Raw genomic sequence first — 15,144 nt, forward strand, 5'->3', positions numbered from 1 at the left:
AAAAAAACGCGGTTGGCGCCGGACATGGAGAGGGCGCCGCCCCGGAGGAATCGAACCTCCGGAGCGGCGCCCCGACTTGGGGTGGTGCACCCGCGGGCCTGGTCCGCCTACGGGAAGGTGAGCCGCCAGGCGTCGATGTAGCCGGTGTCCGCCGGGCCCCGGTCCTGGACGCGCAGCTTCCAGGTGCCGTTGGCCGATTCGGAGGAGGCGTTGACCGTGTAGGTCTCGTGCACGTCCGCCGCCGGGTCGTTGCCGCTGTTCTTCAGGCGGTACGTCGACCCGTCGGGCGCGACCAGGTCGATCTGGAGGTCACCGCGCCAGGTGTGCACGATGTCCACGCCCACCTGGAGGTTGCTCGGCGCGTTGCCGGTGCGTCCGGAGACCGTGAGGGACGAGGTCACCGCGGACCCGTAGTCGGGGATGTTCACGTTCGCGGTGCTCTCGAACGTGGTGCCCTCGCCGGGCTCGCCGCCACCGGGCCGGGCGCCGACGTTGATGCCCGCCCACGCGTGCGCCACCGCGGTGTACTCGGCGCTGTCGGTGCCGTACAGCTCACCGGCCGCCGCGAGGGTGCCGGTGCGGGCGCCCGCGTAGTTGGTGGTCGAGGTGAACTTGGTGGTCAGCGCGCGGAACCAGATCTTCTCCGCCTTGGCGCGGCCGATGCCGGTGACCGGCAGGCCGTCCGAGGTGGGCGAGTTGTACGTGACACCGTTGATGGTCTTGGTGCCGCTGCCCTCGCTCAGCAGGTAGAAGAAGTGGTTCGCCGGGCCGGAGGAGTAGTGGACGTCCACCCCGCCGATCCCCGAGTACCAGTAGTCCTTGGACGCCCCGTCCTTGCTCGGCTTGTCCATGTAGCGCAGCGGCGTGCCGTCGCCGTTGATGTTGATCTCCTCGCCGATGAGGTAGTCACCGACGTCCGAGGAGTTGTTGGCGTGGAACTCGACCGCCGCGCCGAAGATGTCGGACGTGGCCTCGTTCAGGCCGCCGGACTCGCCGCTGTAGTTGAGCCCCGCGGTGTTGGAGGTGACGCCGTGGGTCATCTCGTGCGCGGCCACGTCGATCGAGGTGAGCGGGTTGGCGTTGCCGGAGCCGTCGCCGTACGTCATGCAGAAGCAGCTGTCCTGCCAGAAGGCGTTGACGTAGTTGTTGCCGTAGTGGACCCGGGAGTACGCGCCCACACCGTCGCCGCGGATGCCGGACCGGCCCTGCACGTTCTTGTAGTAGTCCCAGGTCAGCGCCGCCCCGTAGTGGGCGTCGGCGGCGGCGGTCTCCGCGTTGGACGCGGTTCCGTTGCCCCACACGTCGTCGGAGCCGGAGAAGAGCGTCCCGGTGCCCGAGGTGCCGCGGTTGAGGTTGTACGTCTTGTGGTTGCCGCGCGCCGTGTCGGTCAGCGTGTACGACGACCCCGACTGCGCGGTGCCCAGCGTCACCGTGCCGCTGTACATCGTGTTGCCGGTGCCGTTCTCGACGGCCTGGTACTCGTACAGCTTGGCGCCGGTGGCGGCGTCCGTGATCACGTGCAGCTCGTTCGGGGTGCCGTCCTCCTGGAGGCCGCCCACGACTGTCTCGTACGCCAGGACCGGGGTGCCGTTCGCCGCCCAGATCACCTTGCGCGGGGCGCGGTCGGCGTCCGGCTGCTCGGCTCCGGCGGCCTTCGCGGCCGACACGGCCTGCGACTCGGCCTTCGCGGCGGAGATCTTCGGCGTCACGGTGGCCGGCTTGATCGCCTTGGCCGTGGCCTTCACGACCTGCTCCGTCTTCCCCGCCTCACCGGCCACCACGAGGTCGCCGCCGAGGACGGGCAGACCGTCGTAGGTGCGCTCGTAGCGGGTGTGCACGGTGCCGTCGCGGTCCTTGAGCACGTCCCGGACGACCAGCTTCTCCTTGGCGCCCAGGCCCAGGTCGTCGGCGGTCTCCGCCTTGGTGGCGTTGGCGTCGCGGATCAGTTCGGCGCGCTCGGACGGGCTGAGTCTGACCAGCTCGTTGCCCTTCGCGGGCGACGGGTCGGGGGCCGCGGTGGCGGTGCCGGACTGGACCGCCGTGGCGATCAGCGCCGCGACACCGGCCAGCGCGACGGCCGCCGCACGCCGGTGTGTGGCGCGGCGGGAGGTGGTGGAGGAGGTGGTGTGGGAGGTGCGTCTGTGGGGAGTGCTGCTGCTCAACACTGACTCCTTCTGCGTGGCCGCGGGTCTCGCGGCCAGGGGAGACCGGCCGGCGGGTGGCCGGCCGGGCGGAACTGTGCGGTACGCAGAAACCACGTGCTACGAGCCGGCCGCTGCACAGCACTCGTGGGGAAGCTGTGGGGGCGCTGTGGAGGGCCGACGGAAGAGTGGCAGGAGAAAGCGCTACTTGTCAGGGGCGCGTCAGCAACTTGGCTGGAATTGGTCCGTTGACCGGGAGTTCACGTTCGATAAACGGAATCTTTGCTTGCCGGTGCTGTCGGCGGGCTACTGACTGCCCGCTCAGTCAGTAGCCCGGTCGACCGGCTCCCCGTGCCAGGAACCCCACAGGGCCGCGTAGGCCCCGCCCGCCGCCACCAGCGCGTCGTGCGTGCCCAGCTCGGTCAGCAGGCCGTCCTCCATCACCGCCACCCGGTCGGCGTCGTGCGCGGTGTGCAGGCGGTGCGCGATGGCGATGACCGTACGGCCCTCCAGCACGGCGGCCAGCGCCCGCTCCGTGTGCCGGGCCGTCGTCGGGTCCAGCAGGGCCGTGGCCTCGTCCAGGATCAGGGTGTGCGGGTCGGCCAGCACCACCCGGGCCAGGGCGAGCTGCTGGGCCTGCGAGCCGTCCGCGGAGTGCCCCTTCGCGCCCAGCTCGGCCCCGAGGCCCCCGGTCAGCTCCCGCACCCACCCCTCGGCGCCCACCGCGGCGAGCGCCGCCCACAACTCCTCGTCCGTGGCCGCCGGTTCGGCGATCAGGAGATTGTCGCGGACCGACCCGAGGAACACGTGGTGCTCCTGGGTGACCAGCACCACCTGGCGGCGCAGCCGCTCCGGGCCCAGGGCGACCACGGGCACCCCGCCCACCGTCACCGAGCCCCGGCTCGGCGCGTCGACGCCCGCCAGCAACCGGCTCAGCGTGGTCTTGCCGGCCCCCGAAGGACCGACGACCGCCAGCCGCTCGCCCGGCCGCACGGTCAGGTCCACCCCGCGCAGCACCTCCCCGCCCCGCTCGTAGGCGTACCGCACACCGGACACGTCGATACGGTCGTCCGCGGGCACCGCCGACTCGTCCGCCGCCGCCCGCGGGGCCCGCGCCAGCCCCTCCACCCGGGCGAAGGAGGCGCTGCCGGCCTGCAGTTGCTCGACCCGCATCAGCACCTCGTCCAGCGGTCCGGCCAGCTGCTGGAGGTACACGGCGCAGGACACCACCGCGCCCAGGCTCGCCGACCCGTGCGTGTGCAGCACCCCGCCGAGGAGCAGCACACCCGCCACCGGCAGGACGTAGGAGATGTCCACCGCCGGGAAGAACACACTGCGCAGGAACAGCGTCCGGAACCGGGTGCGCCGCGAGACCTCCAGCGCGCGGTGGTTCGCCGCCACGCGCCGCTCGGCCAGCCCGAACGCCTCGACCGTGCGGGCCCCCGCCACCGTGGCGGCCAGGCTCTCCGCGACCTCCGAGCCGGCCGCGCCCTCGGCGAGGTAGGCCGCCCGCGCCCGGCGCAGGTACCAGCGCAGCGCCAGCCAGGCCGGCGTCAGACCGAGCACCCCGACCAGGCCGAGCAGCGGGTCGAGCACGAACACCGCGCCCATGAGGAACAGCGCCTGCACCGCGTTGACCAGCAGCTCGGGTCCGGCGTCGCGCAGCGTCGTGCCGACCGCGGTCACGTCGGCGGTGCCGCGCGTCGTCAGGTCCCCGGTCCCCGCCCGCTCCACCACGGACGCGGGCAGCGCCAGCGCCCGCTCCACGTACCGCTCCCGCACCCGGGCGAGCGTCCGTTCCCCGAACCGGTGCCCCACGTACCGCGCCCAGCGGGCCAGCAGCAACTGCGCCAGCGAGCACAGCAGGATGGCGAGGGCCATCCGGTCCACGGCGCCCACCCCGCCTCCGCCGCGCACCTCGTCCACGATCCGGCCCAGCAGCCAGGGCCCCGCGAGACCGGCCAGCGCGGCCAGCGCGTTCAGACCCAGGACGACCGCGAAGGATTTCCGGTCGGCCCGCACGAGACCGGCCGCGGCGCGGCGGACGTCGGTGCGCTCGGCGACGGGCAGCTGTGTCATCGGGCCGGTTCCCCTTCTTCGGCGCCCTCGTCGTCTGCTTCGGCGCCCTCGTCGTCCCGCGCGACCAGGGCGCGGTACGCCGGTTCGGCCTCCAGGAGTTCGCGGTGGGTGCCGGTGGCGGCGACCTTGCCGTCGACCAGGTGGTGCACGACGTCCGCGCGGTCGAGGAGGAGCGGTGAGGTGGCGGCCAGCACGGTGGTGCGGCCCTGGCGGGCGTGTCTGAGGCGGTCGGCCACGGTGGCCTCCGTGTGGGCGTCCAGGGCGGAGGTGGGTTCCGCGGCGAGGAGGACTTCCGGGTCGGACAGGAGGGCCCTGGCCAGGCGGATGCGTTGGCGTTGTCCTCCGGACAGGTCGTGGGCGTGGGCCGCGAGCTGGGTGTTGAGGCCGTCGGGGAGGGCGCGGACGATGTCTTCGGCTGCAGCCGCGTGGAGGGCTGCGGTGAGGTTCGCTGTCGCGTCTGCCCTGGGCGGTTGTGTCGCGTCTGCGGGCGCGTTGTGGCTTGTCGCGCCCACGCGGCGGAGCCGCACATCGACACTGCCCGCGCCCCTGAGGGGCGTTTCCTCATCGCCGATTACAGCGCTCAGGGTGCCTGCGAAGAGGTCGGCCTCCGGGTCCGCCACCAGGATGCGGGCGCGGATCTGGGGGAGGGGGATGTCGGCCAGGGGGGTGTCTCCCCACGTCGCGTCCGACGGGGTGTAGCGGCCCAGGCGGTCCAGGATCTCGGTGGCGTCGGACGGGCGGGCGGCGACCAGGGCGGTCAGGCGGCCGGGGAGCACCCGGACTCCCGAGGCGGGGTCGTACAGCACCGAGGGTTCCGCGGGGGCGTCCCGGGTGCCCGTGTGCGGTTCCGGTTCCAGGCGCAGGAAGGCGACGACGCGGCGGGCGGCCACCACACCGCGGCTGAGCTGGTGGCCCATCTCGATGAGGAACGCCACCGGCCAGCCCAGCGCGACGACGTAGCCGTACACCGACACCAGCTCGCCCACACTGATGTGCCCCTGTGCCGCCAGCCGGGCGCCCAGCCAGGTCACCAGGGCCAGGAACAGCACCGGCAGCCCCACGCCGAGGGCCTGGATCCAGCTGGTCACCGCGCCGACCCGGTAGCCCTGCTCGCGCAGCCGGTCCGAGTCCCGGCGGAAGGCGTCCGCGACCAGGCCCTTGCCGCCCAGCCCGTTCAGCACCCGCAGCCCGCCCGCGAGGTCGCCGATCCGCGCGGTCAGCACGGACTGCCGCTCGCGGTACTCGGCCTCCCGGCCCTGCAACCGCCCCATCAGCGGGCCGAGGAGCACCCCGAGCAGCGGCACCCCGAGCAGCACCACCAGGGCGAGCCGGGGCGACACGGACAGCATCAGCCCGCCGACCGCCGCGTAGGCGACGATCGCACCGACGCCCGGCCCGACCGCCGTCAGGGAGGTGCTGATGGTCTGCACGTCGCCCACCCCGATGGTGACGACCTCACCGGCCCCCACCTGCCCGCGCAGCGCCGCCCCGAGCCGCGTCGCCTGGCCGACGACCACCTTGACCGTGCGGAAGTTGGCGTCCATCCGCACCTTCGTCATCGTGCGGTGCCGCAGCATGCCCAGCCACGCGTTGACCCCGCCGACGGCCACCATGGCGCCGGTCCAGCCCGCCAGCGCGCCCAGGTCGCCGGGCGCCAGGCCGTGGTCCACCGCCCGGGCCATCAGGTACGGGGTGGCTGCCAGCAGCACCATCCAGACGCTGGCGAGCACCGCCCCCGCCAGGCACCGCGGCCACTGCCGCCGGACCAGCCACGCCAGGTACCGCCAGCCGCCCCTGCGGTCCGGCGTACCCGGGTCCTCGTACGCGTCGATCCTCACGCCAGACTGTCCCGCCACGCCCGGTGCAGATCCGCGAACCGGCCCGTACCGGCGATCAGTTCGTCCGGGGTGCCGTCCTCGACGATCCGGCCGTGCTCCATCACCAGCACCCGGTCGGCGATCTCCACGGTGGACAGCCGGTGCGCGATGACGACCGCCGTACGGCCCTTCAGCACCGTCGTCATCGCCCGCTGCACCGCCTGCTCCCCGGGGATGTCCAGCGAACTGGTCGCCTCGTCCAGGATCAGCACCGCCGGGTCCGCGAGCAGCGCCCGCGCGAACGCCACGAGCTGCCGCTGACCGGCGGAGATGCGACCGCCCCGCTTGCGGACGTCGGTGTCGTAGCCGTCCGGCAGCGCGGCGATGAAGTCGTGGGCGCCGATCGCCTTCGCGGCCCGCTCGATCTCCTCCCGCGTCGCCTCCGGGCGGCCGATGGCGATGTTGTCGGCGACGGTGCCGGAGAACAGGAACGCCTCCTGCGTCACCATCACCACCCCGCGCCGCAGTTCGGGCACGGCCAGGTCGCGCAGGTCGGTGCCGTCCAGCAGGACCCGCCCGACGGAGGGGTCGTAGAACCGGGCGAGCAGCTTGGCCAGCGTCGACTTGCCCGCGCCGGTCGAGCCCACGACGGCGACCGTCTGCCCGGCCGGGAGCGTCAGCTCGAAGCGCGGCAGCACCTCGCCGCCGGTGCGGTAGCCGAAGCTCACCGAGTCGAAGACGACCTCGCGGCCGGGGTGCTCCGACTCCAGCGGCGGCAGCTCCTTCGGCGCGGTCGGTTCGGGCACCGACGGCGTCTGGGCCAGCAGCCCGGCGATCTTCTCCAGCGAGGCCGCCGCCGACTGGTACGAGTTCAGGAACATGCCCAGCCGGTCGATCGGGTCGTACAGCCGGCGCAGGTACAGCACCGCCGCCGCCAGCACCCCGAGCGCCAGCGTGCCGTCCGCGACCCGGTAGGCGCCCCACAGCACGATGCCCGCGACGGCCGTGTTGGCGACCAGGCGGGAACCGACCACGTAACGGGCCATCTCCAGCAGCGCGTCGCCGTTGGTCCGCTCGTGCCGGTGGTTCAGCACCGCGAAGTCGGCGTCGTTCGCGGCCTCCCGGCGGAAGGCGCGCACCGGCCGGATGCCGTTCATCGTCTCCACGAACTTCACGATCACCGCCGCGATCGCCGTGGACCGTTTCCGGTACACCCGTCCCGCGCGCCGCTGGTAGAGCCGGACCAGCGCGTACAGCGGCACGAACGACGCCACCGCCACGGCCCCCAGGCCCCAGTCCAGCCAGAGCAGCAGCGCGGCGATGTAGACGAAGGACAGGATGACCGTCACCAGCTCCTGGAGCCCCTCGTCGAGCAACTCGCGCAGGGACTCCACGTCCGTGGTGGAGCGGGAGATGAGACGGCCCGAGGTGTAGCGCTCGTGGAAGTCGACGCTCAGCGCCTGCGCGTGCCGGAAGATGCGGCCGCGCAGGTCCAGCAGCACGTCCTGGCTGACCCGGGCCGCGGCGGCGATGAAGGCGTACTGGAGTCCGCCCGCCGTCAGCGAGCACAGCAGGTATCCGGCGCCCACCGCCACCAGCGGACCGTGGTCGTCGTCCCGCAGGGCCGGCACGGCGTGGTCGATGGCGTACGCCACCAGCAGCGGGCCCGCCTGCACGGCCGCCTGCTGGAGCAGCAGGAGGAGGACGGTGAGGGCGACGCGGGCCTTCATGGGCGTCAGCAGGGAGCGCAGCAGCGCGCCGGTCGCGCCCTGCGGGCTGGGCAGGACGTCCTGGTCGAACGACGCGTCGTCGGCGGCGGCGCGGGCCGCCGTCTCGGCCGGGTCCCCGCGCCGCGGGTCCTCCGGCCGGCCCCTCTCCGGCGCGGTGGCGGTGGACGCGGTCATCGGCCGTCCCCTTCCTGGGATCCCTCGTCGTCCCCGTGGCCGTCGAGCCCGGACATCAGATGGGCGTACTCGGCGTTGGTGCGCAGCAGTTCGTGATGGGTGCCGACGGCGGTGATGCGGCCCTCGGAGAGCAGGGCGACGCGGTCGGCGAGCAGGACGGTGGAGGGGCGGTGGGCCACGATCAGCGCGGTGGTGTCCGCGAGGACCTGCCGCAGGGCGGCCTCCACGGCGGCCTCGGTGTGCACGTCCAGCGCGGACAGCGGGTCGTCCAGGACCAGGAACCTCGGTCTGCCGACCACCGCCCGCGCGAGCGCGAGACGCTGACGCTGGCCGCCGGAGAGGCTGAGGCCCTGCTCACCGACCTGGGTGCCGGTGCCCTGGGGGAGCGCGTGCGCGAAGTCGGCCTGCGCGACGGCGAGGGCCCGGTCCAGCTCCTCTTCACCGGCGCCCTCGCCGGACCCCATCAGCACGTTCTCGCCGACGGTGGCCGAGAAGAGGGTCGGTTCCTCGAAGGCCACGGCGACCATCGAGCGCAGCTCCTCGCGGGACAGGGCGGTGATGTCCTCCCCGTCCAGCGTGATCCGTCCCTCGGTCACCTCGTGCAGGCGCGGCACGAGCGCGGTCAGCGTCGTCTTCCCACTGCCGGTGGCACCGACCAGGGCCATGGACTCGCCGGGGCGGATGTGCAGGTCGACGTCTGAGAGGAGGGGCGGGGAGTCGGGCGGCGCGTCGGGGTAACGGAACCGCACGTGCTCGAACCGCAGTCCGGCACCCCGCTCCGCCGGGCCGCGCTCCCCACCGCCCCGCACCGGCGCGGGGCGGCTCGCGCCGCTCTGCGACTCGACCTCCGCGTCCATCACCTCGAAGTACCGGTCCGTGGCCGTCGCCGCCTCCTGGCTCATCGCCAGCAGGAAGCCGATGGACTCCACCGGCCACCGCAGCGCCAGCGCCGTCGACAGGAACGCCACCAGCGTCCCCGCCGACAGCGCCCCGTCCGCCACCTGCACCGCCCCGACCACCAGCGCCGCCCCGATCGCCACCTCGGGCAGCGTCACGATCACCGCCCAGATGGCCGCCAGCAGCCGTGCCTTGCGCAACTCCGTGCCCCGCAGCGTGTGCGACAGCTCGTGGAAGGCACGGGCCTGGCTGCGGTGCCGCCCGAACCCCTTGATGATCCGGATGCCGAGCACGCTCTCCTCGACGACGGTCGTCAGGTCGCCGACCTGGTCCTGCGCGCGCCGCGCCACCGCCGAGTACTTCTTCTCGAAGATCCCGCAGGTGATCATCACCGGAATGGCGGGCCCGAGGATGACCAGCCCCAGCGTCCAGTCCTGGACCAGCATGATGCCCACGCCGACCAGGATCGTGACGCCGTTGACCAGGAGGAACGTCAGCGGGAAGGCGAGGAACATGCGGAGCAGCATCAGGTCCGTCGTGCCGCGCGAGAGCAACTGCCCCGAGGCCCAGCGGTCGTGGAACGCCACCGGCAGGCGTTGCAGATGCCGGTACAGGTCCGCCCGCATGCCCGCCTCGACCCCCGCGAGCGGCCGGGCCACCAGCCATCGCCGGAGCCCGAACAGCAGGGCCTCCGCCAGCCCGAGGAGCAGCAGGTACAGCGCCCCGAGCCACACGCCCGCCGGATCGCGGTCGGCGACCGGCCCGTCCACCATCCACTTCAGGACGAGCGGGATCACCAGCCCCACGCAGGAGGCGAGGATCGCTGTCACCGCGGCCGTCCCCAACCGCACGCGCACCGGCCGCACATAGGGCCACAGCCGCAGCAGGGCACGTACGGTGGAACGATTCTCGGCGACGTCCGGGGCGGCTTCCGAAGCGGGCTCGGGAGCGAGATCCGTGGCGGGGGCAGGTTTCGTGGGCATCAGGAGCGAGCCTACGGTTCACCACTGACACTGCCCACCGAGTTTCCGGGCCCACCGGGGTCGTACGGAGGCCCCACCGGGGTCGTACCGGCGCATCAACCGATCGGCCGATGCGCCTTCGAGCGCGTCGGCCGATGCGCCGGACCCGCGCCCGCCGGGACGCTGGTGCCATGCCCGTCATAGAAGTCACCGACCTGCGCAAGTCCTACGGCGGCCGCCCCGTCGTCGACGGTGTGTCCTTCGCCGTCGAGGAGGGCGAGATCTTCGGCGTCCTCGGCCCCAACGGCGCCGGCAAGACCACCACCGTGGAGTGCGTCGAGGGACTGCGCGTCCCCGACGCGGGCCGGGTCCGGGTCACCGGCCTCGACCCCGTCGCCGACCACCGTCGGGTCGCCGAGGTCCTCGGCGCTCAGCTCCAGCAGAGCGAACTTCAGGCCAAGCTCACCGTCCGCGAGGCCCTGGAGCTGTACGCCGCCTTCTACCCGGCCCCGGCCGACTGGCGTCCGCTCGCCGAACGGCTGGACCTCGCCCCGATGCTGGACACCCGGTTCGGCAAGCTCTCCGGAGGCCAGAAGCAGCGCCTGTTCATCGCACTGGCGCTGGTCGGCGACCCCCGCGTCGTCGTCCTCGACGAGCTGACCACCGGCCTCGACCCGCGCGCCCGCCGGGAGACCTGGCAGCTGATCGAGGACATCCGCGCGGGCGGGGTCACCGTGCTGCTGGTCACCCACTTCATGGAGGAGGCCCAGCGGCTGTGCGACCGGATCGCGGTGATCGACCGGGGCCGCGTCGCCGCGCTGGACACCTCGGCCGGACTGATCCGGCGCTCGGCGGGTGCCACCGTCATCAGCTTCACCCCGTCCGCGCCGCTGGCCGAGGCGGACCTGCGCGCGCTGCCCGAACTCGCCTCCGTCGAGTTCAAGGACGGCCGCGTCACCCTGTCCGGCACCGACGAGACGGTCAACGCGGTCATCACCCTGCTCGCCCGCACCCGCGTCACCGCCCACCAGCTCCGGGTCACCGACACCACGCTGGACGACGCCTTCCTGGACCTCACGGAGGCCACCGCATGACCACCGACGTCTTCGACACCGCCGTACTGAGGACCGAGCTGCGCCTGTTCCGCCGCGAACCCGGCGCCCTGTTCTGGATGCTGGTGTTCCCGACCCTGCTGCTGGTGATCCTCGGTTCCATTCCGTCCTTCCGCGAGGCCGACCCCTCCTTCGGCGGGCTGCGCCCGGTCGACGCCTACGTGCCGGTGGCCGTGCTGCTCGGTCTGACCGTCGGCGGCCTCCAGGGCATGCCGCAGGTCCTCACCGGCTACCGGGAGCGCGGCATCCTGCGCCGGATGTCCGCCACGCCGGTGCGCCCGGCGGCCCTGCTGTCCGCGCAGATGGTGGTGTGCGGCGCGGCCGCCCTGGTCTCCGCGCTGCTCGCGCTCGCCGTCGGACGGCTCGCCTTCGACGTGGCTCTGCCCGAGCAGCCCCTCGGCTACCTCCTGGCACTGCTGCTGGCCGTGCTGGCCGCGCTCTCCCTGGGCGCCGTGCTCTCGGCGCTCTCCCGCACCACGAAGATCGCCGGTGCGGTCGGGTCGGCCGCGCTGTTCCCGGCGATGTTCTGCGCGGGCGTGTGGCTGCCGGTGCAGGCCATGCCGGACCTGCTGGCCCGGATCGTGGGCTGGACCCCGTTCGGCGCGGCCGCGCAGGCCCTCAACGAGGCCGCCGCCGGAGACTGGCCCGGCTGGTCCCACCTGGCGGTGCTGGTGGCCTGGACGGTGCTGCTCACGTCGGCGGCCTCGCGCTGGTTCCGCTGGGAATGAACGTGCCGATGGCCGACACTGGCCCGATGACCGAAGCGGGCACCGTCGAGCGCCAGTGGACGGCGTTCCACCAGTGGGGGCCGTACGGCCTGCTCGCCGTCGGCACGGCCGTCGCCGCGGCCGCCTCCGACCTGGTCGGCATGACCGCGCCCGAGTGGTACCTGGCGGCCGCCCTGATCGCGGTCGCGGTCGGCACGCAGCTGTGGTGGACGAGAACGGCCCGCAGCCGCCCCGGGCCGAACCTGGTGAGCGGGTGCCTCTACTTCGTGCGCTGCGCCGTCGCCTTCGTCCTGGCCTGGCTCAACCCGCTCTTCGGCTTCTACGCCTACGCCGGCTACTTCGGGGGGGACCGGCTCCTGCCGCCCCGGCTGCTCAAGGCGGGGATCTTCCTGACGGCGGTGACGATCGCGGGCTCGCAGTCGGGCGGGATGCCGCCGGACGACACCACGGGGTGGATGCTGTTCGGCGCGATCCTCGCGGTCAACATCGTACTCCTCGTGGTGTTCGCCCGCCTCGCCGAGATGGAGGAGGCCCGCAGCCGCGCCCGGGTCGAGACCATCGCCGAACTGGAGCGCACCAACACCGCGCTCCAGCAGGCCCTCGACGAGAACGCCGCCCTCCACGCCCAGCTCCTCGTCCAGGCCCGGGAGGCCGGGGTCGCCGACGAACGCCGCAGACTGGCCGCCGAGATCCACGACACCCTCGCCCAGGGCCTGACCGGCATCATCGCCCAGCTCCAGGTCGTGGCGGCCACCCCGGACCGGGCGCTCGGCCGCGAGCACCTGGACCGGGCCCTCGCCCTGGCCCGGCACAGCCTCGGCGAGGCCCGCCGCTCCGTGCACAACCTCTCGCCGGTCGCGCTGGCCGACGACGGACTGCCGGACGCGCTGGAGAAGACGGTGACGGAATGGGGCGAGCGCACCGGCGTCCAGGCCCGGTTCACCGTCACCGGCACCGCCGAGCAACTCCACGACGAGGTCGCCGCCACGCTCCTGCGCATCGCCCAGGAGGCCCTGTCCAACACGGCCCGTCACGCCGCCGCCGACCGGGTCGGTGTCACCCTCTCCTACATGGGCGACGAGGTCACCCTCGACGTCCGCGACGACGGCCGGGGCTTCGACCCGCTGACCGCCCGCGAACGCACCCCCGGCGGCGGCTTCGGCCTCGACGGCATGCGGACCCGCGCCGAGCGCATCGCCGGTTCGCTCACGCTGGAGGCGGAACCGGGGCACGGCACGGCCGTCTCGGCCCGCGTACCGTTGGTCCGCCATGACCGATGACGCCATGACCGATGCCACCGCGGCCACCGACGCCGCGATCTCCCTCCTCATCGTCGACGACCACCCCGTCGTCCGCGACGGCCTGCGCGGCATGTTCGAGTCCGCACCCGGCTTCCGCGTCCTCGGCGAGGCGGCGGGCGGCACCGAGGCGCTGGAACGGGCCGCCGCGCTCGACCCCGACGTGATCCTCATGGACCTGCGGATGCCGGGCGGTTCGGGCGTGGACGCCATCCGGGAGCTGACCCGGCGCGGCGCCCGCGCGAGGGTGCTGGTGCTCACCACGTACGACACCGACTCCGACACCCTGCCCGCGATCGAGGCCGGCGCGACCGGCTACCTCCTCAAGGACGCGCCCCGCGAGGAGCTGTTCACCGCGGTCCGCGCGGCGGCGCAGGGGCGCACGGTCCTCTCCCCGGCGGTCGCCTCCCGGCTGGTCTCCGCCGTCCGCGCCCCGAAGACCCCCGGTGGCGAACCCCTCTCCGCCCGCGAGCGCGAGGTGCTCGCCCTGGTGGCGCGCGGCACCTCCAACAAGGAGATCGCCCGGGAGCTGTTCATCAGCGAGGCCACCGTGAAGACCCACCTCACCCACCTCTACGCCAAGCTGGGCGTCAACGACCGCGCGGCGGCCGTCGCGACGGCGTACGACCGGGGCATCCTCGGCTGACGCCCCGGCCGGGTCTCAGGCCGTCGGATAGGGCAGCAGCTCGCGGTCGATCCGCTCCCAGGCCCCCTTCAACTCGGCCAGCAGCTCCGGCCGGTCGGCCGCGAGGTCCGCCTGTTCACGGGCGTCGGCGGCGAGGTCGTACAGATGGTCGCGGCCCTGCGCGTCCCGGTAGTACTTCCAGTCGCCCCGCCGCAGCGCGCGGTTGCCCCGCACCCGCCAGAACAGGTCGCGTTCGGGCAGCTCGCGGCCACGCAGCAGGTAGTCGGCGAGGCTGTGCCCGTCGAGGGGGTACGCCGGGTCCGGACGCGCGCCGCCCAGCTCCAGCAGGGTGGCCGTCCAGTCCGGTGAGTAGACCGGCTCGTGGCTGACCTGCCGTCCCTCGACACGGGCCGGCCAGCGCAGCAGGGTCGGCACCCGGATGCCGCCCTCCAGCAGCTCGGACTTGCCGCCGCTGAGCGGCCACTGGTACGAGAAGCGTTCGCCGCCGTTGTCGCTGGCGAAGACGACGACGGTGTTCTCCTCCTGGCCCGAGCGGCGCAGCGCGGCGAGCACCTTGCCGACCGAGGCGTCCAGGTTCTCCACCATCTCCCGGTACTTCTCCACCGAGCCGCCGTCGTTGTGCAGCAGCGCGCCCAGCACGTTCCCGCCGCGCACCTCGGCGGCGATCGCGGCGCCGGTCTCCTCGTCGTCCTCGCCCAGCCACGGCCAGTGCGGGGTGGTGAAGTTGAGGTTGAGCAGCCAGGGCCGGTCGTGCTCGCGGCCTATGTACTCGACGGCCCGCTCGGTGAGGACGGTGGTGTAGTAGCGCAGGTCCTTGTACGTGGCGTCGCCCTCGTACAGGTCGTAGTCGCCGAGCTGGCCCAGTTTGGAGAAGTACTCCAGCGCACCGCCGAAGTTGCCGAAGAACTCGTCCCAGCCGGACTTGGTCGGGCTGTGGTCGGGGAGCCAGCCGCAGTGCCACTTGCCGATCAGCGCGGTGGCGTAGCCGGCCCGCTTCAGCAGGGAGGCGAGGGTCGGGTGGTTCGGGTCCAGGCCCTGGCCGCGGTCGCCGATCGGCTCCGCGAGCCCGCCCTTCGTACGGCCCGGGTAGCGTCCGGTGTAGAGGCTGAACCGGGTGGGGGAGCAGGTCGCCGACCCCGAGTACGCCTGGGTGAACCGCACGCCCTGCGCGGCGAGCCGGTCCAGGTGCGGCGTCCTGATGTGTGGGGCGCCGTACGAGGACAGATCGGCCCAGCCGAGGTCGTCGCCGAGGATGAACAGGATGTTGGGGCGTTTGCCGGGCCGGGCCCCGGTGCGTGCCGCGAACGGGCGCTCGGTGGGAGCCGTGACCGTGGCGGGCGTGGCGGCCTCGGCGGTGGCGGACGTACCGGCGACGGCGCTCACCGCGCCGCCGCCGACCAGAGAGCCGAAGAGGCGGCGGGACATCTCGGGCATGCGTGATCCCCTGGAGGACGAGGTCGGAGGTGCGCCCGAAGAGGCGCCGACCAGGGACGTTTCCAGGCACGCGGAGACCCGGTCAAGAAGATCGGCGCCGCGTTCACCGAGCCGAAACGGGAGGCA

The 15,144-nt window shown here is 73.3% G+C and carries 10 protein-coding genes; 4 read left to right on the top strand and 6 right to left on the bottom strand.

All coding sequences use genetic code 11. The features are described from left to right. Positions 1 to 107 precede the first annotated feature (107 nt). The 5 genes from ACGH52_RS26905 to ACGH52_RS26925 all read right to left on the bottom strand — a co-directional run bounded on the left by ACGH52_RS26905 (position 108) and on the right by ACGH52_RS26925 (position 9,821). Positions 108 to 2,162: a M4 family metallopeptidase gene (locus ACGH52_RS26905; RefSeq protein WP_171987414.1), complete on the bottom strand. Its 2,055-nt coding sequence runs from the start codon at positions 2,160 to 2,162 to the stop codon at positions 108 to 110. A gap of 300 nt (positions 2,163 to 2,462) precedes the next feature. Further along, complete coding sequence (locus tag ACGH52_RS26910) at positions 2,463 to 4,220, bottom strand: ABC transporter ATP-binding protein (RefSeq protein ID WP_399943023.1); 1,758 nt, start codon at positions 4,218 to 4,220, stop codon at positions 2,463 to 2,465. Next, positions 4,217 to 6,058, bottom strand: coding sequence for an ABC transporter transmembrane domain-containing protein (locus tag ACGH52_RS26915; RefSeq protein WP_399943026.1), 1,842 nt, complete (start codon positions 6,056 to 6,058; stop codon positions 4,217 to 4,219). Before ACGH52_RS26915 ends, ACGH52_RS26910 begins: the two co-directional genes overlap by 4 nt. Continuing rightward, entirely contained in the window at positions 6,055 to 7,941 is a 1,887-nt protein-coding gene (locus ACGH52_RS26920; RefSeq protein WP_399943029.1) for an ABC transporter ATP-binding protein, read from the bottom strand. Before ACGH52_RS26920 ends, ACGH52_RS26915 begins: the two co-directional genes overlap by 4 nt. Beyond that, positions 7,938 to 9,821, bottom strand: a complete 1,884-nt coding sequence (locus ACGH52_RS26925) for an ABC transporter ATP-binding protein (RefSeq protein WP_399943032.1) — start codon at positions 9,819 to 9,821, stop codon at positions 7,938 to 7,940. The genes ACGH52_RS26920 and ACGH52_RS26925 overlap by 4 nt, the downstream gene beginning before the upstream one ends. A 170-nt stretch (positions 9,822 to 9,991) precedes the next feature. Here ACGH52_RS26925 and ACGH52_RS26930 point away from each other — a divergent pair, with 170 nt between their 5' ends. Genes ACGH52_RS26930 through ACGH52_RS26945 form a run of 4 tightly spaced genes read left to right on the top strand, consistent with a single transcriptional unit; the run spans position 9,992 to position 13,584 of the window. Beyond that, positions 9,992 to 10,894: an ABC transporter ATP-binding protein gene (locus ACGH52_RS26930; RefSeq protein ID WP_399943036.1), complete on the top strand. Its 903-nt coding sequence runs from the start codon at positions 9,992 to 9,994 to the stop codon at positions 10,892 to 10,894. Then, positions 10,891 to 11,640, top strand: coding sequence for an ABC transporter permease (locus tag ACGH52_RS26935; RefSeq protein WP_121703003.1), 750 nt, complete (start codon positions 10,891 to 10,893; stop codon positions 11,638 to 11,640). The genes ACGH52_RS26930 and ACGH52_RS26935 overlap by 4 nt, the downstream gene beginning before the upstream one ends. 26 nt (positions 11,641 to 11,666) lie before the next feature. Further along, positions 11,667 to 12,920: a sensor histidine kinase gene (locus ACGH52_RS26940; protein ID WP_399943040.1), complete on the top strand. Its 1,254-nt coding sequence runs from the start codon at positions 11,667 to 11,669 to the stop codon at positions 12,918 to 12,920. Next, on the top strand, positions 12,910 to 13,584 hold the full coding sequence (locus ACGH52_RS26945; RefSeq protein ID WP_121703005.1) for a response regulator transcription factor: 675 nt from the start codon (positions 12,910 to 12,912) through the stop codon (positions 13,582 to 13,584). Before ACGH52_RS26940 ends, ACGH52_RS26945 begins: the two co-directional genes overlap by 11 nt. 15 nt (positions 13,585 to 13,599) lie before the next feature. Here the strand turns inward: ACGH52_RS26945 and ACGH52_RS26950 are convergent, their stop codons facing one another. Then, positions 13,600 to 15,018, bottom strand: coding sequence for a sulfatase (locus ACGH52_RS26950; protein WP_399943044.1), 1,419 nt, complete (start codon positions 15,016 to 15,018; stop codon positions 13,600 to 13,602). Positions 15,019 to 15,144: the final 126 nt, after the last annotated feature.

It is taken from the genome of Streptomyces sp. BBFR25, assembly GCF_044590125.1.
GTDB lineage: Bacteria > Actinomycetota > Actinomycetes > Streptomycetales > Streptomycetaceae > Streptomyces > Streptomyces canus_D.

Bases quoted from the DNA above. Each gene is read 5' to 3' on its own strand.
- ACGH52_RS26920 (WP_399943029.1), bottom strand. From the start codon at position 7,941: ATGACCGCGTCCACCGCCACCGCGCCGGAGAGGGGCCGGCCGGAGGAC.
- ACGH52_RS26945 (WP_121703005.1), top strand. From the start codon at position 12,910: ATGACCGATGACGCCATGACCGATGCCACCGCGGCCACCGACGCCGCG.
- ACGH52_RS26950 (WP_399943044.1), bottom strand. From the start codon at position 15,018: ATGCCCGAGATGTCCCGCCGCCTCTTCGGCTCTCTGGTCGGCGGCGGC.
- ACGH52_RS26910 (WP_399943023.1), bottom strand. From the start codon at position 4,220: ATGACACAGCTGCCCGTCGCCGAGCGCACCGACGTCCGCCGCGCCGCG.
- ACGH52_RS26935 (WP_121703003.1), top strand. From the start codon at position 10,891: ATGACCACCGACGTCTTCGACACCGCCGTACTGAGGACCGAGCTGCGC.
- ACGH52_RS26925 (WP_399943032.1), bottom strand. From the start codon at position 9,821: ATGCCCACGAAACCTGCCCCCGCCACGGATCTCGCTCCCGAGCCCGCT.
- ACGH52_RS26940 (WP_399943040.1), top strand. From the start codon at position 11,667: ATGACCGAAGCGGGCACCGTCGAGCGCCAGTGGACGGCGTTCCACCAG.
- ACGH52_RS26930 (WP_399943036.1), top strand. From the start codon at position 9,992: ATGCCCGTCATAGAAGTCACCGACCTGCGCAAGTCCTACGGCGGCCGC.